The sequence below is a fragment of the Ruegeria sp. YTSC199 genome, assembly GCF_059609725.1.
This window is the reverse complement of record NZ_JBXWMF010000020.1, coordinates 18,257-39,410: the sequence shown is the minus strand read 5'-3', so window position 1 is coordinate 39,410 and position 21,154 is coordinate 18,257. Positions and strand designations below refer to the sequence as shown.

Below are 21,154 nucleotides of genomic sequence, written 5' to 3'. Positions count from 1 at the left end.
AACCGGTTGCCCAACTTGCTTTTGAAGCAGACTGGTACGCATTAGCCGGTTTCTCGTAGGGCATCGGTCTGAACAACTTTCATCCGAGGTGATTTGGGCAAGGTTATGGTGATCATTAAACCGCCTTCCTGGCGATCTTGAAGGTCAACTGTCCCACCATGAGCCTCCACAATCGACTTCACAACCGGAAGCCCGAGACCGCTGCCTTCGATACCCTGGCCCGAAGCGTTCGACCCCCGAAAGAACCGGTCGAATGCCTGGGATTTTTCCGCCGCGCTCAGGCCGGGACCGTCATCTTCGATTGTGATCCTGCAAGACGCGAGCCCTTCTTCCAACATCGCGCTAATTGTTGGGCCGCCATATCTTCGCGCGTTCTGCAGTAATGCAAGCACCGACTGGCGAAGCCGAACCTCGTCGATCGACGCCATTACCTTGCAGTCCGGAATTTCGAACTGAACCGGATCGGGGAACATCGCCACGGCATCGCGCAGTATTTTTCGCAGATCCGTTTCTTTGCGATCTAGTCTGAGCTGACCCGCCTCAAACCGGGCGACGGTTAGCATGTCATCAACGATTTGGTTTGTGTGCTTTGCGGAATCTCGAATACGGGCAAGTGAATCTGAAGCGTCTTCTGACAGCGTTTCTGATGTCCGTAGAGTGACATCAGCCTCGCCGAGGATGATTGCCAAAGGCGTTCGCAACTCATGGCTAATATCGGCCATCAAACGCTTGCGGTTCTCTTCGCCTGTCTCAAGCTTATCGATTAGTTGCTGAAGCTCGAACGTTCTGGCAGCAACGGTATCTTCTAGTTGTCTCTTTTGCTCGGCACGGCTGGCTTCGCGAGCAGCCAATCCTTCAGCCATGCTATTCAGAACGGTGCCCAGCTCTCTGAACTCTTGGCTGCCACCCAGGCTTACCGGCTTGGAATAATCGGCCCCACGCAGGTGTCCAATGCCGTCTGCAAGTCGTGTAAGTGGCTTTCTGATCTGGCGGTTGAACGACACGAGCGCCACGAGCAAAACGCCAATTGCGGCCAGAACGATCAAGTAAACCAATCGTTCATTCCATTTTCTGAAAGCTGCCGCCTCGCTCAATACCTCGTCGACCTCCTCGGCTTCTTCATCAAGGGCAGCCTGGATTTTTTGATCGAGCTCATCATCAATGTCACCGTCCAGCAGGGCGGCCAAGCGTTCAATCCGGACAAATGTCTCGATACGGCTTCCATTGGCTGAAAGGTTCGCGATTGCTGCATTGACGGATTCAATATCGTCCTCGATCTCATCAAGAAGTTCGAGTTCTTCGATCTCCTCGTCGCCCACCATCTGGATTTCACGCGCGATCGTTGTCCGGATCGAATCTAGTGTCTGGTCGATTTTCGCCTGCAGCTCTTCTTCGCTTACGCCATCGTCCCGGTCTCCGATAAGAAGCGCGTCGCCGTGTTGCTTGAACAGACGGTATAGATCTGCTTCAAGCCGCAGATGCAGCCCATAGGATTCTTGGGCCAGTGATATCCGGGCGTCCCACCATCGCGTTTTTTCGAGGCTGTACAGGGTGAGTCCTGCAAGACCGCCCAAGAAAGCTACCAGAACAGCAGCGTAAATCCCAAATAGAGTAGATGAACGCATTTCAGACGACCTTTGAATTCTGTTTCACATTAGGCGAGGCGGCATCTTCAGCCAATATGATGGTGGCCGACGATAACTTCTGCAGAGTTTCAAGCAACTTGGCGTGGCCATCCCTGCAATAACCCCACCTGACAGAAGCGATTACGACGACGTCAGCTTTGCCAAGAACTGCACGCACAAAATCGATACTCAATGTTTGGAAGGGTGACAGCCCGTTGCCATTTTCCGCCACCCGCTGATCAAGGCCACCAGGTGCCCGAAGCAGGTCAGATAATCCAAAGGTCCGCATGACCTTTGCTATTTTCTGATCATTCGGTCTTTTCGAACACATCAGTGTTGCCGAACGGCGCAAACTGCCTTGGAGCCCGACATGATCGTCCCCGATAAAAGCGATTTTTGAGGCTCTATCTTGCCCACCATAGCGAACCGCGATGCCCTCATTCTTATCAAGGCCCGCGATACACCGCGCGATACAGTTTGCGTGCTTCCCCGCTAATGTTGAAGTTGAACCGCAAGGAGCCGCGAAAAAGATAAAGCTTCCATCCAACTCCCCGGTGACTTCAATTTCAGGAGGGGCGCCATGCACTGCGCTGGCCCGCATCAACACCGGTTCCGAAAGCAGCCTTGCGGCCTTTTCGCGCGCTACGCTCCAGGCGCAATAATAGTCCCACGCCCCGGCAAGGTTCTGTAACGGAAGGGCAAGTAACGCTAAAACAGAGAGGCTAGCTGCGACTGTCGCCGGTGCCATTTCGTTTTGGCTTGCCTGCCAAAGCATCAAAAGACCGGTAAGCGCCACACCCAGTTGCAATACTGCCTGAAGACTGGCGGTTCTGCCTCGACGTGCCAACGCGTCGCGGCGCAGCGATGCGCCTTGTTTGTCAAGCTTGCGCAATTCGCGGTCTGTTCGACCTATCAGGTCCAATTCGGGCGCGATTGCTATACGCTCAATCATGGAAATCGCGATATTGGCACGATTGCGTCGTAGCTTTTGATGCCGGCGGGCCAGATGCCAGGCCAGTAACCCCATGATAAGCAGCGCGCAACTGAGTGAGGCAATGCCATAGACCGCAAGGGCAGGATCAAGAAAATAGAGAACGGATACGGCACCCGGAATGACAAAGGCTGCGGACAAAACGTCCGGTAGACCACGACCGAACCAAAGGCGCGCAGCAGATAGGTCGCCGACAAAGCGCAAGGACAGCGCACCAACCCGGCGTTTTTCGTGCCGAGATTTGGGAAGTCGGGCTATCTGCTTGTACAACGCTCGGCGCAAAGAAATCGCGTAACTTTGGCCAAGCGCTTCTGCCCGGTATCTTGAAAAAAACAAGCACGCAGCTGCGATAATTCCGGATACCGCCAATTGCAGGGCCGTACTCATTGAAAGAACGTGGCCTGCATGAAGCGCGGCAAAAGCATCACGCGTCGCAAACGCTGCGAACGCCAGTGCAACCGCCTGCACAATACCGCAGATTGTAAGGAGGACCGCATCAAGGATGCGGTCCTTTGTGGCCAGTTCCGTGAGGGCGGTCATGCGGCCACATTGACAGTTTTACGTCGCATCAGCGGTGCAACATGTTGGGTGATGGTTGCTGGCGACCAAAGATCTTCTCGAGACAAAATCGGGCGACTGGTGACTTCTGCAGCTTCAGCGGCCGCCAAGGGGGAACAGCTTACCATTCCGGAGATCGCAAAGGGGCTTAGACCCACCTTTTTCAGAACGGTCACACCACCAAGAGCACTCAGTGCGTCCGGCGCGGCAAACAGGATGCCGTCCAGCCGATCTCGAATGCGCGAAGACTGCAAGATGGCCCGCGTTTCCTGCTGGAAAACACCGTCAGCGATCTCAACCACCACAACCTCGGCGCCGCGCTCTGCCGCAGTTGCAACCAGCGTATCAAAACCGGCTTCAATTGTTTCAAGCGGCATCCGATATGTCGTGGCCATACCGACGTCTGTGAAGTCGAGCGCCGGAGCGCCTCCGTCTTCGAAACTATTGAAGTCACCAAAGGCTCCTGTCCCGGTAGCCTTGACGCCGGCGACAGCATACCCTGATCGCAAAAGCCCATGGCTGAGGCTTGATGCGGCCGTTGTTTTCCCAGAATTCATCGACGCCCCGAAGACACCAATGACCGTAACGTGTTCGTTGTTCGGCAGCGAGGGCAACGCATAGTCTGATACGTTAATCACATGACCTGAGGCATTGGTAAGAAGGCCGATGGGCTTCAACCGCGTCGGGTTGTCCATACGGGTATGCGCGGCGTCTACGCGACCAGCGACGCCGCCGCCTGCTACGAGATCGATAAGATCGTCATCGATCACCGCGCTGGCAAGGAACTGGTCCGGTGCGTACCGATCCCCCAAACAAAGGACAACATAGTCGCCCGGGTAGCTGACCGAGGCGCGACGTTCCGCCAACTGAATTTTTTTGTGATGGCCGATCTCGGCAATCTCACAGAGGATCAAATCCCCTGCCTTTGCGCGGCCCATCTGCGTGGTAAGCCCGTGTACATCGGACCGATCAACTCTGCGGGTAGTAAATGCCCATTTTGCGATTTCGCAAGCGGCACGGGAGGTTTGAAGAAACTGTGTCATGCTTTGCTCCGTGACTGGCTGTTCAATGAAACCGTTTTGCCAGTGCGACGTGAGAAGAATTGCAAAAGGGGATGAAAGGCTGGCAAGCGATCAGATGAACGGCAAATGAATACACTTTGCGGGCGCAATGGTTTTGCTCCGGAACGAATACAAGAAATTCTGATATCCGTGTTTTATCCCGGAAACAGTCGGAGAAAATCCAACAGGACAGGAAGTTTTTTGGTTAGTCATCATCACCACCATCACCACCATCACCACCATCACCACCATCACCACCATCACGCCCATCGCCATTATCGTCTCCATCTCGATCGTCAGACCGGCCGTTGTCATCGTCCCGGTCTTCGCGATCGCCCCGATCCCCGCCTGGAGCGCCGCGCTCACTGTTTTCACGTTTTCCGTTACCCGCGCCCCCACGCAACTCGATGATCGTGATGCGATTGTCTCCGTTGCGGTCTATATCCTCGAGAAGCCTGCGCGCACCGGCTTCTCCAAATGCGGCGATGAGCTCGTTCAAACTCAAAACCCCGTCTGAATTCGTATCAACAGACCGAAAGCTAGCTGTTTGCGCCGAGGCTTTGCTGAATTGGCCGGTACCAACAAAAGAAATTAAGGCTAAGAATATGACGCAGGTCGTGTGGCTGAGTATTCCTAACTTGCATTGCGCAATCCTACTTCCAGTCGTTGACACAGATCACCCTTCGCCCGTCGGTTGTTTCTGGGAACCAACGCTCTTCAGTACCAGTAGGACAATATGGCTTGCTGAGATGAAATTTGCATATGTGGAAAGTGAACGTCAGATGAACACTTTTATTCATACGGCGAGGTGATTTGGCCAAAGGCATTGAAGCCTAGATTCTGAGGTTAAAACCCGGCACCGCCCGTATTTGCAGGAATTCAGCTAGAAAAAGATTCGGACGGCAATTGCTGTGAAATTGCCACCTCCGGTGTTCTGGAAACTACCACATTGGCCTCTACAGGTAGCCAAACGCGGTTTATCGGCTTTCTGTGTCAAAAACATGAGCTGGTTTCAGAGAGGTTTAGTGCGAAGGCAATTTGCTCATATTGATGAGAGGCACGATTTGCAGAAGGTGTTGAGTGGGTCTGCCGAATTGAATGACTGATACTCGCGTGATGAGTTTGGCCTGATGGTCGAAATTACTGATAAGGCCCTCTCAAAGGCTATGTTCAATCAAGGGTTCGAAGTCCAACTACAGCTTCGTCGCTTCGTGGATGTGTTTTTTGACAGGCGTGCCACTATCGATGCCCCCAATCCGTTTATCGCGGAAGACTTTGTGCGGATTGATCCACGGCAGATCTTCGAATTTGACGGAGCGGATGCATGACCGCGCCTCTAAAACCGGCTCTCCCCTTCATTTAAGTGGAAGCACTCTCTGGCTATGTCAGCCGCAACGCGTGTTATTCGAGACTACACCACGGGACTTATGTTCAGATCTCGGGATGCGCTGGCCGTTTCTGTGTAGCGGCTATGACACGCAGCTTGAGCGGCTCTGCAGGCCGACAGGTGAACCCTTGGATGTGCTACGAAACTGGTGCACCCAGAAAATAGGTATTGGCCGCTACGAATTTGGGCAAGCCGATGCCAGCACTGGCGTGTTTCGGCGCATCGCCATGCGGTTTTGTCCACAATGTGTCACAACAACATTTGTCCAAGATTGGTCCTCAGGGCGTGTTCCAGTTGCTTGAATGGTCGGTTCTTTGCATTCATCCATGCGCCCGACATGGCTGTCCATTGAGCACGTTGCCATAGGCCGCATACTCCCACGCGGCCTATGATTTTGTGGGCCGTGTCCTTGAACATGGGGAAGAGGTTCAATAAGCGAGTGAGGCTCACGAAGCGCATAGAGAGACCCACTTTGAGAACTACATTTGCAAGCGCATTTGGCACGGTCCAAAGGATGACTGGTTGAAAACAATGGACCTTGCACAAATACACCGCGCGAGCCTGACCTTGGGGGCCGCGCAGAATGGCTTCAAAGGCACGATGCTCATAAATCTGTCAACGCGTGAAGAGCGTTCTCTATGTGAAATTGGCATTCAAAGTATGGCGGGTGGCAAGGAGACTTTCAAAGCCGCCCTTATCGATCTGCACCGCGACAGTACAACGGAGCGACCCTATTATAGCGCTGATATGGGGCCCTTCTGTCACCGCGGTTAAACTCACAGCAAGTTTCCAAGTGACTTGCAATACTCAGATTAGAACCCAACCAAGTATCAAATGCGCATTCATACTATTTGAATATGAACCGTGAAGAGGTGTACCCTATTGGCCGGTTTTCTGGCTGTACGGCGACCCTGTTCGGTAGATACCTATTGACGCCACCTTCCCCCGTAATTTGAGGAATCGCGAGTTTTCTGATGTTTCACTGCAATTAAAGTCAAAATTCTTCAAGTTTGGTTTCTGGTGGGGGACGTTATGAGAAAGGTATTTGCTGTAGCCGCGTTTGTTGGCATGATGGCTTCTGGCGCAGTTGCGAAAACGGTTACTCTCGAAGCGACAATAAACAATATACTGGGTTCTGCGGAACTTCTTTATGAGTTTGGAATATCTTCAGGAGGAACACTAAAAGCTCGGTTCACTATTGATGATGACCTTTCCCAAGGCGCTTCATTTGTGACCAGTGCAAACTACGACTATAGCATTCTGAACAGTGGGTACTCGGATCTCACTTTTTCGAGCTCTACGAAGTCAGTTTCGCTATTTGACAGTAACTTGGCCAAACATTACGTGAATACAACTAACGGTATTCAAGATAATAACAGGGACATTTGGGGTTCATTCACACTAGTCAGCAACCCCTTATCTTCCAACCCTAACAATTATTACACGTTTTTGCTTGAAAGCCTCGACTACAATCATGAGAAATGGACGAGGACGGGCCCCTAACTGCTGAGGTTTTGAACTCATTTAGCAGGGATGCCTTCACGTTTCAGAAATTCGTAGAGCTAGCGGACGGGTCATCAAAACAGGTGTTATTTCAATCAAGAGACATAACGTGGAGCAGTGTTTCACCCTCACCCGTTCCACTTCCAGCATCCTTGCCGTTGTTTCTTGTTGGTCTGACTGGTCTCGGCTTGGTCGCACGCAGACGGCGGTCGCAGTAGCGAACTCTATTGACCGAGATGATTTACAGTTTCGAGTAGGGTCTCATTCGGCTCTGCACTAATAGAATCTCTGCACTAAGCATCAGTTGCGAAACCAAAAACGCAAAAACGCCCGACCACGCGGGCAGGGCGCAACTGGAACTACAAGATAAAAAGTCGACAAAGTAAGGGGAGGTGGCGAGATGGACAGTCATCTACACGGTCGGGTTTACATTTTTTCAGCCTACTTGAAACGAGTCTCAGATTGAGGCTAAAATGTGGCGCAACTTATTAGCACAGTCTTTCTTGTAACCAATTGAGATTAGGGGTGACGTTTTTCTGCTGTTCTGAGCGTCACTCATTACTATGGGGGCCAACAATATGAATTTAACTCGTCGTACACTTCCTGTCTTTGTTGCCGTGAGTTTCACTTTTTTTGCGACTTCCACGTTCGCGGCAACACTGGACGCACGAGATGCTACCGTATTGGGCAAAGGCCTCGGACAATCGGTCGTTGCGGTTATACCGAACAGCACTCTATCCAACGGACAAGTTTCAACTGTGCCTGGAGACTCTGTTTCCGAAGACCTGGGAGATCAAAAGGCGCGAGCTTCGTTTGGAAGTCTTGGTGCCTCAAGTACGCAAGAAGTCGACGCTAACGGCCTCCCGTCCGGTTTTACGATCGGATCGACTGCGGGGTATTCAGACGTCATCAGTTTTGACAACGTCGGTTCAGGCCCGCTTGATTTGACCCTCAGCTTTGCTCTGGATGGATCGATTGTCGGCGACCCTAACGCAGTTATTGGGGCCGACGTCGGCGGAATAATTTTTCGGGGCGACTTCGCAATGTCAGATGGCTCTCTGCCAACGGTAACGCCAAATTTTGAAGCCTTTCGAAATGCAAATGTCACTGGAGATCTCCTTTTCGTTGACCCTGTTTTCAATACAGTCACGGAAGCAAGCTACGGGCCATCTCCACGCGTTCTTGTCGAGCAAACTTTTCAGTCTAACGGCACAGAAATTGACGGATTTCTGGACTTCAAAATAACCGTCAACGATCCGACCGCCGACTTGTATACTTCTTTTCTGATGCAGGTGTGGACAGACGGCGGTACCGTTGACTTCTTCAATACCGCTGCTCTGACGGGTGTTTCGCTGGAAAGAAACGGTGCCTTGCTGGACGGTGCAAGCGTGTTTGGAGCAGGAGGTGGTAACTTGTTTGAACTGGCGGCGATTAACCGTGGGGGGGATGTCACGCCATCACCCGTCCCACTTCCCGCCTCGCTCCCCTTATTCCTGATCGGTCTGACAGGTCTCGGCTTGGTCGCGCGCAGGCGTCGGCCGCATTAAGCATACTATATTTCCAGAGATGACTAATAGTCTTGCGTTGGGTATCTTTTGGGTCTGCGCCCACAGTTCATCTGAGAGGTCGTAAGTGCCGAGACCTTGAAGGGATCGATAATCTTCCCGGTCGGGTCCATAGCGCTTGCCGGGATTGATTTCCCCTCTTTCAAAACAGACGCGGAGATATCCGTATTCAGTCCAACAAGCCTTGTCCGCAGCGGAACACGCTGTGCAGCATTTTCACTGAAAAGCCTTGCCAGAATGCAATGCCCAGAAGGTGCAGGAATAAATACATATGGGCAACAGTTTGCATCATTTCCGGGACATGCCGGATTTGAACAAAAGACCACAGCGAGAACGATCCACCTGCGCGTGTGGTCCACGCTCCACCGCTCGGGACAAACACCCCGACGATTATCAATCCAGCCCCGATGATCCGAAAGACCAGCGCATCACCAACTGGGGTTTGCAACAATAGATCGAGCATTTCTGGATCGGTCATGCCATCGGCACCACCCGTCAGGGTGGTGCCGCGCAATATGAAACCAAGGACAGAGGCAGCAAGTGCAAGCCTAGCCAGCAGCGCAGCTTGCACCGCATCTTATCGCTGAGAGACTACACAAGGTCCGCAAAAGCAGCCCGAATGATCAAAAGTCCAGTCGCACCACCAATGCCGGCATAGAGCATCAGCTTGGACGAAATCGCACCCATTCCCCAGATATCGGGCATGGTCAGTCCACTTTGAATGTGAATTCGCCCTGTATGGCGTGCCGTCCGCACCCAAGCCCCGCCATTCGATGCGATAGGTGCCTTCGCCCATGCTTTGAAGCGGGAGCGCGAACGCGCGGTCAAAGTCCGCCTGATCTCCAGGATCGAGTGTGAGAGTATGAACATCCTGATGGATCATTTTAACTTTGTCAGGCGAATACCATCCATGAAACTGAAGCTGATCTCGGCGGGTACTTTGGCAACTGTCGCTCCGTTCGAGGGAGTGGCGGCGTCCACACGCGAATGGGCAAAAGCGCGCGTGGCAAGCGCGGAAAACAATACAATTGTGGTGAGATTCTTCATTGGAGGGTTCCTCAGTTTATTCCATTGGCGCGCTGAATTTCGCGGATGTAGTCGACGACCATGGCCACGTCTCCACGGGTCAAGCCCTCAACTGGTGGCATGTCGCCAAATTGCCAGTGATGGCTTCTAACTCCCATCGCGACCGCGCGTTGAAAGGACTCGTCTGCGTGATGGCTGGGTTCATAGATAATATGGATCAGCGGCGGCCCTGCACCTTCAACGCCGACCGCGTTGATGCCATGACATGCGGCGCACGCGTTTTCGAATATCCGTTGCCCGATGGCTGCATTTCCCTCGATAGGGGGCATTTGAATTGCCACCATCGCATTGCCCTCAGTGGATGCAGACTGCGCGGCCTCGTCAACTGACGCGGGGCGTGAAAAAATGTAGGCAGCGACGGCTACCACGGCGCATGCGCCAATCAGGAGGTGTTGTCGATTCATGTCGTGATCCTAACTTTGCGTAACAGATTGGGGCCGCAAATGATTTGCAGCACCCTGGAACTTGTTCACAGCCGTGAACAGCGTTGGTAATCTGTTTCAAGTGTTAGGTGGTCTGTCCGGGTTGTCCGGTTCATTGAGCGTTGAGAGGCTTGTAACCTTTAATGCCAACACGACCGCTGCTTGGTTAAGCTTGGTTACGGATGCAGGTGTCGTGACCGCGAGAACGTTACACAGGAATGGATTGCATCCTTCGTGCGCGGCGCTGTTTGACTCATGCTGAGCGTTTCCGTTAGGAGCGACTGAAACGTGGTCAGCGTTGTGTACCTCAACACTCATGGCCATGTGATCAATACAATGCCCGCCAGCGCACTCATTAGATAGCGCATGCGCGACACTTCCAAGCCCCAAAATAAGGATCAGAAACACTGTCAGCACTGTTGTGGTTATTGGTCGAATGTACTTCACGCGCCGAACGTACCCCGGATTCCAACGCAACACAACGCGCCAACCAGAGGGCAGCGGGACATCCCATCCTGCTGGAACTGATCGCTTTTACGCGGAACTCGGGCAGCCGAGCGCTACGCTATATTATGTGAATTGGATTCAATGCGATCTTTCGTCGTCTTCCGCGCCAACAACAGATCGCAGCCCAAAGCAATCCTTTTAAACCAAGCTAGTCAATTTCGACATCGCGCAACAAAGTATGAATTCGCTGCAGTGCCCCTAAGGTCGGCTTGCTGTACATCAAGTTGTTTTCACAGATGTCGCAATATGGTCGACCAGGCGCCTTGTCAGGGAAACTCTGCGCGAGGTGTCCGGCCAGATCGCCTGCACGGTCCAGGTTGGCGGCGCCCATTGCGGAAGTAGCTTCACCAGCTTCCCTGCGGCAATAGCATCTTCGCACAGAGCTGGTGGCATGATGGCAAAGCCAACTCCGCTTTCAGTTGCCGACAATGCCCCGATGATGCTGCTCGTAAAGAGTTGTGATGTCCTAAAATGGACTTCAACCTCTTCTCCATCACGTTCAAGTATTACGCTGTTTCCAAAGCTGTTCATGGCGACGAACGGCATTTCTTCCAGTTGTTGAGGGGCCTCAGGTGTTCCGCATCTGACCAACAAGTCAGGAGACGCAACCAGAACATGGGAAACGACTGACAGTTTCCGAGTGATGAAGCTGGAGTCGGAGGGAGAGCCAACTCTGATGCTCAGATCGATGTGGTCGTCGAGCATATCTGCAATGCGGTCCGAATAGTTGAGAGCAATCGACACATTGGGGTGAATCTTGATGAAGTTCAGGATGGCTGCCTCGATGCGCGCATCAGGCAGAAACGTCGGCAAGGCGATAGTCAATGCACCAATAGCCTCGTTCTGGGCATCCATGATCTGTTCCAACGCATTCCCGGTATGTTCAATCCAGTTTCGGCTTGCGTCAAACAATATGCGCCCATGCTCTGATAGCGAAAGCTTGCGTGTCGTCCGATAAATCAGGGTTGCTCCCAGATAATCCTCGAGCTTCGAAACGTGGTGACTAACCACCGAGGGCTTCACGCCCAGTCGATCAGCGGCCTTGTTGAAGGCACCGGTTTCCGCCACCGCGACGAAGGCGGCAATACTTTGCAGGTGTTGATACATTGTTTGATCTTATCGAATAAACAACCTCATTCAATCCGTGTTATCAAATTGCTTGGTCAGCCTCATATTGCGGTCAAGGCCAAGGAAGTGGCCCCAAACACAAGCCAAAGGCAGATCGCATTCATGATCGCTTCATCCAAAGTATTCCTGACTCTGCAGGCAGACTCAGACCGGAAGCGAGTGTGCAAGCATTTCGCACATAAGCTGGATGTCACACAGGTGGAGGACACGTATGTAATCCGGCTCAGTTTCGGGACAGGAAAGCTACGTGCCACCAATGACCGGAATTTCGCGCGGATGCCGAAGATCGCGAGCTACTCGAAGGAGTCGAGACCGTTCTGGGATCGCATCTGGAACGTTTTGTCTTTCACGAAAATCTCAATGTCACCTGGCCCCGGCCCTGAGACGCCCATTCCATATTCAACCGATCCCAAATGGAGATATCCATGAGACAGACACTTCACGCCCTAGCAGGCGCCGCCATTTCGCTTGCAACCAGTGCAACCGCCTATGCCGATACCGCCAAAGTAGTCGCGGCTTCCGAAATGGAATCACTCTTCAAAACCTTTAATCAGGAAGCCGCTACCCGCGTGATCGCCGGAGACCTGATTCAACACAACCAGCACGTTCCCAATGGCGCGGCACCTCTGGTCGGCCTGATCCCACAGCTTAAGGAAAGCGGCATCAGCGCGACCACGCATCGCCTGATTGCCGAAGGTGATCTGGTTGTAGCTCACAACGAGTACAAAAACGCCCAGATCTTTGGCGGCGATCATTTGGCAGCTTTTGACGTGTTTCGCGTCGAAAACGGTCAGGTGGTGGAGCACTGGGACAATATCACCGCAGTGACCCCGTTGAACCCGTCGGGCCGCACCCAGTTCGATGGCACCACCGAGATCACCGATCTGGACAAGACTGCAGAAAACAAGGCGCTTGTGACGGCTTTTGTTAATGACGTGTTGCACGGTAAGGCACCCGAGAAAATCAAAGACTATATCTCGGCCGAGACCTATTTGCAGCACAACAGTGGCGTTGCAGATGGACTGGAAGGTCTGGGCGCAGCGATCCAGGCGATGGTCGAGGCCGGAACGCCGATGACCTATAGCGACACGCATATGATCGTGGCCGAGGGCAATTTTGTCTTCACCGCCTCCGAGGGTCAGTTCATGAACGAGCACTCGGCCTTCTTCGATCTGTTCCGTGTCGAGGATGGTAAGATTGTGGAGCACTGGGACGTGATCCAAGCCATCTTGCCGGTGGATCAGGGCGCAAACGACAGCGGCAAATTCTAACCGACAATTGATCTGATCGGGGTGGTATCGGCGGCGTAATCGCGCCGCCGGACTTTGTTAAGGGACGAACCATGCAGTAACGCGCTTGTACCGGCCAACACAGCTAGAAACCGGCACCCTCCGCGGCCTCACCGCGAAGGTTTCATCTTTGGCCGGAACTAAGTGAAGCAGACTTTTTTCAATTTGCAGCATTGGTTGCGTTGAGCTCGATCTGGACCTTGTGGTTCGTGATCTGGCGACGGTCGTAACGGGTATGGTCTTTCAGGTCCATCAAGGCGTCGGGGGTGTGCTGATTATCGGTAGTGTTCTGGTGGCAACCCGTTTGCATCATCGGCCAACCACTACGGACCATCCGCCTCATCGATATACATAGCCAGTGACACGGGGTCTGGTCTCGTATTGGGCAAAGCGATTTGAATTGAACGCTTTGCCGCTGTGCCCGCTCCACCAAACACGAAGTTCAATCCGGCAAACCAGCTTTCCGAAGATCTCCGATAAATCTGTCAAGATCACGTTGTTGCAGGTTTTCGAAAGCCAGACGGACGCGCGAACATGTCATGTCGGGCCGTTTCTCTTGGCTTTGACGGATTACTCGTCTCGCCTCGTCTGTGGCACTCTGCCGTATCAGTATTACCGCCAAAACAAAGCGGCCGAATGGATCAACCGATTTTCCCTCCAACGCTGTTCTCGCGCAAGTTTCGGCCTGCTCAAACCTGTCGAGAACATAAAGGCAAAAGGCTTTGGCCAACAATTTCACCTTGAAGTACGGACCGGACGGGCCAAACTGAGTTGCGGTCTCGAAATGCGGTAACGCAAGCTTCGCCTCGCCATTTGCAAGATGCGCATACCCAAGAACCAAGTGGGCGTTTGCTGCGCTTGGGTTGAGACTGACTGCAAGTTCTGCCTCAGCAATCGCGGTGTCATGTTTGTCAAACTGGGTGTAGGCACGGGCGAGGCTGGCATGGGCGAAACTACTTTGTTCATCCAGGGCCACAGCGCGCTCTGCGTGATAAAGCGCGCGTTCCTTCGCCTCTTCCCGATCATCGGATTGGACGAAGAACAGTTTCCGAAGCTCGGCATTTGCCATCACGGCATGCGCAAGTGCGTAGTCTGGCGTCATTTCGATGGTTCTGGTTAAAATATCCTTTGCTTTTTGAGTGTCTTCGTTGGTGAACTTGAATAGATGCCACAGTGCTTTTTGAACCCTGTCCCAAACGTTGACCTCACCACGTTTCAATCGGGCTTGTTCGCGCAGGTCGAACCGCAATTCCCAGTCTATATGCCCAACGACGGCGGAAGCGATTTCCTCCTGCAGGGAAAAAGCATCTTCCGTTTTGTGGTCTAAACGATCGGCCCAAAGATCATGCCCATTTGATGTGTCTACAAGATGGGCAGTCACGCGAACACGCTGATCGTCGTAACGTACACTGCCCTCTACCAAATAATGGGCGCCAAGACGTTGCGCGATCTCCTCGCCGGCTAAAGAAGCATCCTTGAGGAGCTTGGTGGAAGTAGGTGAGACCACCGACAGCCAATCCACTTTTGCAAGTTCAGTCACAAGTTCATGGTTGATGCCAGCCACAAATCCATTGTCGTCACTTTGTCCACTGAGACAGTCAAACGGCAGCACCGCTATTACCGGCTTTTGTGGCGATGGAAGCTGGGTAACCATTCGATCAAATAGACGGTCTTTTTCGGCTGGAGGCTCGGTATTTGGTGCAAGCGTTTTGGTGTCAGGTTGAGAACCGGGAATGGGTTCATGCGTTGTCGGGAATTGGAACACAGGCCCATGTCTGGGCCAGTCAACATTGTTGAGTGTCATGTAGTCTTTGAGATTGTGGGCTGCATACAAGAATGCGTGGCTGCGTGCACCGACGCCGAGTTGCTTATTTGCGAAATTAAGGCCCACTGCGACGCGGGCCAGTAAGTATTGGCTTTCCATAAAGCTGAGCCGATGACTTTCGTGACGCTCAACCCAACTCATCGCCCCGCGCCGCAGAGTTCTAACAAACTCGACGATCCCTACATCATCCTGCCAAAGCCCCAACGTGTGGTGTTTTGAATGAAAGAGGCCAAGATCATCCAGGATGGCATCCCATTGCTCAGGTATACAGTTTCCGCGCCGCGCCAGCAGGTATGCCAATTCGAAATACGCGTGATCATAAAATAAGAACTGCTTGTTCTCGTACAGCGCCAGATCGATCAGATAATAATCGGGATCACGGCTTTGGTGCGATCGCACCAGTACATTGTACCCATGGAGATCCCCATGCACTCGACCTTTTGCCGCTCTTATGCTCAATCGGCTTGGCAGTTTCTCGTCGCGGGCAAAGGCCAGCGGGTTCGGGTACCAATGCCCTTCAAACATTAGGCAACGTTCCTTCGGGTCATGACCGCAAACATCCGAAAGGAAATGGTGAAGTCGACCTGGATCAGGATCCAGTCTGTAGCCGAGCCATCCGGAAAGCAGTTCCCTGGGCGAGTGCAATCCGGGCGCCATTTCATAATCGACGTTCCAGTCATCAAGAAGGCTTCTCGACAGCCGCTGAAGAACGTTCAAAGCCAACTCGTAGCCGCAATCATTCCAAGGAAGAGAGTATTCCAGCCCTTGCGCCACAACCGTTGAAAGGATCGCGATCTTGCCGTCGTGTTCCAAAGAGTGAACGATGCGTGCCAGGTGCTTTGATCCAAATGCGGGAACAGCTTCAAACGCCTCCAGATGCCTTTCGTTTTCGGTCTTTTCTTCCCATTCCGGATCGGGAAGGGCATCAAATTTGAGAATGGCCTGACCGCTGAACGCGTCGCATGTAATGTCGACAATATAGACAAGGGCACCGGACTTACCGGCACTTAGCTGTCGGTGAAAATAAATTTCACCCTTTACTGACCATCGGTCAGTTATCATCGGCAGAAGTTCAATGTATGCTTCAGGCCAAAAGAGATCATCGATGGCGGGCATTAACAACACTCCGCAGAATTGCTGCCGAGGATTGTGTAAACCTTTGCGGCGGCACCGTTTCGCAACATGATACACAAGCAAAAGCGTGAACCAAGGTGTTTAAGTAGACCGGCCAGAGTTTTCTGCGCGACGGCTTGACCTGCCTAGCGAGAGCTCTAGGCGCTGCAAGATGCATGAAGGTCCGCTTTCTGGAAAAACACCGCTCCACATTTGAGCAGGATCAATGACTGCATTGGGCCGCAACCGCAGGTTCTATGGGTGAACTCAAGCCAATGCTGCTCCTATGTATGGCAGCCTTGGGACCAGGCAGATCACTAACATACGTAGCGACAACTGATACCGTTCCTTAGTGCAACGACGGCTGACAACAATCCTCGCTGCTGATTTGGTCGGGTTTTCGCATCTAGTGGCGGCGGATGAGGAAAGCGTGATCAAGCTGTTCAGTATGATCCGGATGGAAGTGGTTGATCCTGCTATTGCAGCTGGTAGCGGGCGCATCCTAAAAACCATGGGTGACGGATTGCTCGTTGAGTTCCCGTCGCCGGTAGAAGCTGTGCGTGCGGCAAGAAGTGCTGGTACATCAAAAACGGGAAGCAGATGACAATAGACTTCGCTTCCGTGTTGGCGTCAATCTGGGAGATGTAGTTGTTTGAGAGAGCGATCTTCTCGCGGATGCCGTGAACGTCGCAGCACGTCTTGAAAGTCTCGCACCCATCGGTGGAATTTGCATATAGCAGGCTGTCTATGATCTGGCCTTCGGGCGGGTATAGACGGACTGTTGGTGATAAAAAGCAAAACCAAGGAAACGGGTCGTGGAGAGTGCATAGCGACGACTGATGATTTCAATCAAGATCAAATGGCTTGGGCAACTGTGGTGATTAAAAACGAAGATCGCCACGACCTCTTGGCCGAGGGCGATAACTTGCTGCGGAACATCGTGAAGGAAATGCTACGGCCCAAAATGCCATTGTCGAATGGTACATGAGTTCGCAGTCATGAACGCCCGCCAGGCACTCAACCAGAGATCGCTTCACATAGCAATTCGTTCAGCGACGTTGGCGGTTTGTTGTAATGTTGCCAGTCATCCAGTGGCTGCATTGAACTCTAACTCACGAAATGAAGCCTGTCGAACTCACCGCGCCAGGCAGAGACCTCGGACAGAATAGGCTCATTGCTCAGGCCTCGCGTGATCAGGTCGGCCAAACGTTCGGCGTCACCACAAGTCATACCCCAGCGAACCAGTTCGGGTGTGCCGATCCGAAGTCCGTTCATGTCACCCTCGACCGGTTTGACAGGTAAGCCAATACCACATGAGAGGAACCCGCTTTTGCGTAACTGTTTGGATGCCGCCTGACCACCGCCGAAGGACTCCGCCAGAACCGCGAATTGGTGGGAATTGGTAAAGCCATCCATGCAAGTGAAGACGGGAACACCCTTCTCATGCAACGCTTCAGCCAGTGCTTTTGACATGGCGATCATCTCTTGCGCGTAGGTCGGGCCGAAGTCCCTCCAATCCAGCATAGTGACCGCGAGCGCGGCTGTCTTGGCCGCATCGAAATTGGCTGTCATGCCTGGGAAGGCGATGGCGTCCAGTGCCTTGGCGATGTCGGCATCGTTCGAAACGATCAGACCTCCAGCCGGACCGCCGAGGCTCTTGTAGGTGCTCATGGTCATGAAATGCGCACCCTCTTTCAAAGGGTTGGACCACGCGCGCCCTGCAATGATTCCGCACTGATGGGCGGCGTCAAACATGACCTTCGCACCGACTTCATCTGCAATGGAGCGAACCTCGGATACGGGATGTTCAAAAAGATTCAGACTACCGCCAATCGTAATCAGCTTGGGCCCTTCGGTCTTTGCCAGGCTGCGTAACTGATCCAAGTCTACGGTGTAGCCGTCAGCATTTACGGGGGCCTCGACGGTATGCAGGCCGAAAAGCCCCGCGCAACCAGCCAAATGGTGGGTCACATGCCCGCCAATCGATGCAGGCGGAGCAATTATTGTATCACCTTGATTGCAGGTCGCCATGAATCCGTAGAGATTGGCAATGGCACCCGAAGGCACCCGAACCTCAGCAAATTGAGCATCGAAAACGTCGGCACAAAGTTCTGCGGCGATAACTTCGATCTCTTCAATTGCCTCCAGCCCCATTTCATATTTGTCCCCGGGGTAACCCAGCGAGGGTCGGGACCCAATGCCAGATGACAAAAGCGCCTCGGCTTTGGGGTTCATCACATTTGTTGCCGGGTTGAGGTTAAAGCACTCCTTTTCGTGAATGCGGCTGTTTTCCTCTGCCAGATGCTCAATCCGGGCTAATAGATCACCCGACGATGTTGAAGCGGCCTTTGTCGCAATGTCCTGCACCAAGGTTTCGCACTTAGCGGGCACCCAATCTCTTTTTACAAGTGTCATCTGACAGTCTCCTGTTTTTGCCAGTGTGACGGCTGCCGCGTGACATCGCAAAGTAGAATTGCTATTTCTTGGCGTAGAAAAACTAAGGCTAACGAAATGAGCGTTGCTCCCAAGCGCCCAAAGGGGCCTCCCCTAAACGCCATGCGCGCCTTTGAAGCAGCTGCACGCCACGTCAGTTTTGCAGCGGCTGCTGAAGAGTTGAACGTCTCACCGGGCGCAATTTCTCAACACATCAAAGCGCTGGAAGGTTGGGCAGGGTCGCCACTCTTTCGTCGCAATGCTCAAGGGGTTGAACTTACACTTGAGGGGCACTCTCTTGTGGCGGATTTCACCAAGGCCTTTGACCAATTGGCTGATGCCGCCCGAGCGCTTCGCAATCTCAAGCCCAAGGCCGATTTTCATATCGCCTCTCTGCCCAGTATCGCCCAACTCTGGTTGCCCAAACGACTGCGCCGGATCAGGGCGCAGCTTCCGGATGTCAGTTTTTCCGTCACTGCGATGGAAACTCCGCCAAGCTTGGCGCGTGAGCTGTTCGATCTGTCGATTTTCTTTGGCCCGCCGGACGGTTCGCCAAACCAAATTGTAGTCAGTCAGGATGTGATCGTTCCGGTTTGTGCGCCCAGTCTTCTGGATCGCATTCAAGGAGCGAACGGGTTGGAAGGCGTTCCGTTGCTACACGACCAAATTTGGAAAGACGATTGGACCACTTGGTCCTGTAAGTCTGGTTGCCATCTGCGCGATGATCAAAGCGGCCCCCAGTTTTCACTCTACAGCCTTGCCGTCGAAGAGGCCAAAGCCGGAGCGGGAGTATTAATCGGACATTTGTGTCTGATCGAAGAGGCTTTGGCGTCGGGAACGCTAAAGCTTGCGCATACACAATCTTGCCAAACAGATCGCTGTCTCGTGATCCAGGTGCCACGGCAATCGCGACGAAGGCCCGAAACAGACCAGGTCGTTGCTATGCTATCAGGTTGAGTGAGGATCCAACGCAGACGTTCGACCAGATTGCAGCATTGGTCAGAACAGGCTCGCTGCCGAATTTCTCTGCGGCTTGCCTCGACTGGTCGAACGAGTCCTGCGCTGCCGTCGATCACACTTCGGTCTCTTGCAAGTGCTGCGCGTCGCGAACCGCGTATTCCGGACGCTTGGAATCAAGTGACAATTGCAAGGTGAGCGGACAAAGTGCCAATTCGCCGTGCTTGCGCCAAAAGTCTGTTTTCGGCCCGCCGGCCAAAACTGGCACTTTCTGACGCGGCGACAGCGACCGTCCCATATTTCGTGTGTGAGCTTTTCATTTCGGTGCTCCAGTGGGTGGGGGAAGAAGTTCGACCACACAAAATGCCGTGGGTTCGTACCCAGAGATCTAATTGCCAGTAACCGCCGCGCGGTAAGCACGGTTGACGATGTATCCCTGCAAAAACTCGTCCTCACTGATGAACGCGTCATCGTTGATGTCAATGTTTCGGAAGTCGGCGATCATCGACTTGTGGTGTCCGCACGGGACGGTGTTGAGATCAAGAGGCTAGCAGCGCAAGCAAACAATGCTTTTTCAAAGGTACAGCTCCTAAGGTCTAAAGATTAAGAGAAGTTTGGAGTTCGTTTCAGTCGGTCCAAGCGATGCCGGTATGCGACCCGTCACAGAAAGGTTTGTTCTTTGAGGCACCGCACCGACACAGGACATATTTGTCCTTGGAAGCCCCCTCAGCTTGAACATCTAAGACCAGTGGGATCTGTGTTACACGATAGGGCCCGTCTTTTTCGATTGTGATCCCGGGCGCCTCATGCGTGATGTACTGTGGTGATCCGCCCGGTTCACTCCAGGACAACGCTCCGGAGGGGCACGCCCCAACAACACCCCTGATGTCATCGGGGGTCGCATTGTCAGGCACGATCCAGGGGTCTCGCTGGGTGTCGAAAACGGCTTTCAATCTCGCTCCACATACTCCTGCGTGTGAGCAGAGCAAGCGGTTGTAGTGGATATCAAGCTGCTCACCCTTGAAGACTTTTACGCCATCGGGTGTGCGGTCCGGTGAGGGTTCCGACGAAAAGCCGATTTCAACATGTGACCCGTCACAATATGGTTTCTGCTTTGACTGCCCGCAGCGACACAAGGCAACAACAGAGCCCACGTCAAGCTCCTGACCGTCACAGTTGGTGAGCCGTGGAACGGATTTGGCCACCAATGGCCCTGCGGGACGCTCTTCTATTACGGGGTGATGCTGGTTCGTGGGCGACGCGCGCGAACCTCCAATCCGTCCTGTCATGGTAAGGCCATCGCGAATATTGAGACCCATCATGGTCAGGTTTGCGGCTCCAGCGATCAACTCGACTGTCTGAACAGTGTAGAAGATGGTATCGAATTCGCCCGCGGCAGCTTTGCCCGCCAGAAACCATGCTGATGGCAACAGGACCAGAAGCCCATTCATCGCAATAATGGGCATGCGTTTCTTCTTTGCGACAGCCTTGGCATCCGTTCGGTTCTTGCCCATCACAGTGCCCGACCCGCCCGCAATTACCATTGCCGGGATCAGGATAAACATGCCTTTGAGGATCAAACCCTTAACGGTTGCAACCGTCGCATGGCTCGCAAATAACTCACTGATGGCCGTGGACGTCCAGAAGAGGAGGATCATCAGAAAGCCAATTCCGCCTGCTATTGCGTGAATGCGTGTTTTCATC

Annotated in this window: 20 protein-coding genes and 2 pseudogenes; 9 read left to right on the top strand and 13 right to left on the bottom strand. The window is 53.1% G+C overall.

Annotated elements, in window-relative coordinates; translation table 11 throughout:
- Positions 1–41 precede the first annotated feature (41 nt).
- The 5 genes and pseudogenes from AC2FEE_RS18055 to AC2FEE_RS18035 form a co-directional block, all read right to left on the bottom strand.
- Positions 42–1,625 carry a sensor histidine kinase gene (locus AC2FEE_RS18055; protein ID WP_496866725.1) on the bottom strand — a complete coding sequence of 528 codons (1,584 nt, stop codon included), beginning with the start codon at positions 1,623–1,625 and terminating at the stop codon, positions 42–44.
- A 1-nt stretch (position 1,626) separates the two neighbouring features.
- Complete coding sequence (locus AC2FEE_RS18050) at positions 1,627–3,156, bottom strand: ABC transporter transmembrane domain-containing protein (protein WP_496866724.1); 1,530 nt, start codon at positions 3,154–3,156, stop codon at positions 1,627–1,629.
- Entirely contained in the window at positions 3,153–4,217 is a 1,065-nt protein-coding gene (locus AC2FEE_RS18045) for a hypothetical protein (RefSeq protein WP_496866723.1), read from the bottom strand. The genes AC2FEE_RS18050 and AC2FEE_RS18045 overlap by 4 nt, the downstream gene beginning before the upstream one ends.
- Positions 4,218–4,307: 90 nt before the next feature.
- Positions 4,308–4,601, bottom strand: a complete 294-nt coding sequence (locus AC2FEE_RS18040) for a hypothetical protein (RefSeq protein WP_496866772.1) — start codon at positions 4,599–4,601, stop codon at positions 4,308–4,310.
- A gap of 118 nt (positions 4,602–4,719) precedes the next feature.
- Positions 4,720–4,908, bottom strand: a pseudogene (locus AC2FEE_RS18035) (hypothetical protein); the annotation flags it as partial.
- A gap of 457 nt (positions 4,909–5,365) precedes the next feature.
- Between AC2FEE_RS18035 and AC2FEE_RS18030 the strand changes: the two are divergent.
- The 5 genes from AC2FEE_RS18030 to AC2FEE_RS18010 all read left to right on the top strand — a co-directional run bounded on the left by AC2FEE_RS18030 (position 5,366) and on the right by AC2FEE_RS18010 (position 8,672).
- Entirely contained in the window at positions 5,366–5,563 is a 198-nt protein-coding gene (locus tag AC2FEE_RS18030) for a hypothetical protein (RefSeq protein WP_496866722.1), read from the top strand.
- 581 nt (positions 5,564–6,144) lie between these two features.
- Complete coding sequence (locus tag AC2FEE_RS18025) at positions 6,145–6,396, top strand: hypothetical protein (protein ID WP_496866721.1); 252 nt, start codon at positions 6,145–6,147, stop codon at positions 6,394–6,396.
- 258 nt (positions 6,397–6,654) lie between these two features.
- Positions 6,655–7,125, top strand: a complete 471-nt coding sequence (locus tag AC2FEE_RS18020; RefSeq protein ID WP_496866720.1) for a hypothetical protein — start codon at positions 6,655–6,657, stop codon at positions 7,123–7,125.
- Complete coding sequence (locus AC2FEE_RS18015) at positions 7,104–7,343, top strand: VPLPA-CTERM sorting domain-containing protein (protein ID WP_496866719.1); 240 nt, start codon at positions 7,104–7,106, stop codon at positions 7,341–7,343. The genes AC2FEE_RS18020 and AC2FEE_RS18015 overlap by 22 nt, the downstream gene beginning before the upstream one ends.
- Before the next feature lie 360 nt (positions 7,344–7,703).
- The gene (locus AC2FEE_RS18010) at positions 7,704–8,672 is read left to right on the top strand and encodes a VPLPA-CTERM sorting domain-containing protein (protein WP_496866718.1); all 969 of its coding nucleotides are present in this window, start codon (positions 7,704–7,706) and stop codon (positions 8,670–8,672) included.
- 187 nt (positions 8,673–8,859) lie between these two features.
- Here AC2FEE_RS18010 and AC2FEE_RS18005 read toward each other — a convergent pair whose 3' ends face one another.
- The 4 genes from AC2FEE_RS18005 to AC2FEE_RS17990 form a co-directional block, all read right to left on the bottom strand.
- The gene (locus tag AC2FEE_RS18005) at positions 8,860–9,261 is read right to left on the bottom strand and encodes a hypothetical protein (protein WP_496866717.1); all 402 of its coding nucleotides are present in this window, start codon (positions 9,259–9,261) and stop codon (positions 8,860–8,862) included.
- Positions 9,262–9,569: 308 nt separating this feature from the next.
- Positions 9,570–9,737 carry a hypothetical protein gene (locus tag AC2FEE_RS18000; RefSeq protein ID WP_496866716.1) on the bottom strand — a complete coding sequence of 56 codons (168 nt, stop codon included), beginning with the start codon at positions 9,735–9,737 and terminating at the stop codon, positions 9,570–9,572.
- 11 nt (positions 9,738–9,748) lie between these two features.
- The gene (locus AC2FEE_RS17995; RefSeq protein ID WP_496866715.1) at positions 9,749–10,180 is read right to left on the bottom strand and encodes a c-type cytochrome; all 432 of its coding nucleotides are present in this window, start codon (positions 10,178–10,180) and stop codon (positions 9,749–9,751) included.
- A gap of 744 nt (positions 10,181–10,924) precedes the next feature.
- Positions 10,925–11,812 carry a LysR family transcriptional regulator gene (locus tag AC2FEE_RS17990; RefSeq protein ID WP_496866714.1) on the bottom strand — a complete coding sequence of 296 codons (888 nt, stop codon included), beginning with the start codon at positions 11,810–11,812 and terminating at the stop codon, positions 10,925–10,927.
- A gap of 299 nt (positions 11,813–12,111) precedes the next feature.
- On the opposite strand from AC2FEE_RS17990, the pseudogene AC2FEE_RS17985 reads away from it, so the two are divergent.
- A pseudogene (locus AC2FEE_RS17985) lies at positions 12,112–12,216 on the top strand (hypothetical protein); the annotation flags it as partial.
- A gap of 42 nt (positions 12,217–12,258) precedes the next feature.
- Positions 12,259–13,104 (top strand): nuclear transport factor 2 family protein, encoded by an 846-nt coding sequence (locus AC2FEE_RS17980; RefSeq protein ID WP_496866713.1) that lies wholly within the window; start codon positions 12,259–12,261, stop codon positions 13,102–13,104.
- A 460-nt stretch (positions 13,105–13,564) separates the two neighbouring features.
- Here AC2FEE_RS17980 and AC2FEE_RS17975 read toward each other — a convergent pair whose 3' ends face one another.
- On the bottom strand, positions 13,565–16,063 hold the full coding sequence (locus AC2FEE_RS17975) for a tetratricopeptide repeat protein (protein WP_496866712.1): 2,499 nt from the start codon (positions 16,061–16,063) through the stop codon (positions 13,565–13,567).
- A 427-nt stretch (positions 16,064–16,490) separates the two neighbouring features.
- Between AC2FEE_RS17975 and AC2FEE_RS17970 the strand changes: the two genes are divergently transcribed.
- The gene (locus tag AC2FEE_RS17970) at positions 16,491–16,664 is read left to right on the top strand and encodes a hypothetical protein (RefSeq protein WP_496866711.1); all 174 of its coding nucleotides are present in this window, start codon (positions 16,491–16,493) and stop codon (positions 16,662–16,664) included.
- A gap of 503 nt (positions 16,665–17,167) precedes the next feature.
- Here the strand turns inward: AC2FEE_RS17970 and glyA are convergent.
- Positions 17,168–18,475, bottom strand: a complete 1,308-nt coding sequence (gene glyA / locus AC2FEE_RS17965; protein ID WP_496866710.1) for a serine hydroxymethyltransferase — start codon at positions 18,473–18,475, stop codon at positions 17,168–17,170.
- Positions 18,476–18,571: 96 nt separating this feature from the next.
- On the opposite strand from glyA, the gene AC2FEE_RS17960 reads away from it, so the two are divergent.
- Entirely contained in the window at positions 18,572–19,450 is an 879-nt protein-coding gene (locus AC2FEE_RS17960; protein ID WP_496866709.1) for a LysR family transcriptional regulator, read from the top strand.
- 115 nt (positions 19,451–19,565) lie between these two features.
- On the opposite strand, the gene AC2FEE_RS17955 is transcribed toward AC2FEE_RS17960, so the two are convergent.
- Together AC2FEE_RS17955 and AC2FEE_RS17950 are read right to left on the bottom strand one after the other, a co-directional pair.
- A complete protein-coding gene (locus AC2FEE_RS17955; protein ID WP_496866708.1) occupies positions 19,566–19,748 on the bottom strand; it encodes a hypothetical protein in 183 nt (60 codons plus the stop codon).
- A gap of 328 nt (positions 19,749–20,076) precedes the next feature.
- On the bottom strand, positions 20,077–21,153 hold the full coding sequence (locus tag AC2FEE_RS17950) for a CDGSH iron-sulfur domain-containing protein (protein WP_496866707.1): 1,077 nt from the start codon (positions 21,151–21,153) through the stop codon (positions 20,077–20,079).
- Between the last annotated feature and the right edge of the window lies 1 nt (position 21,154).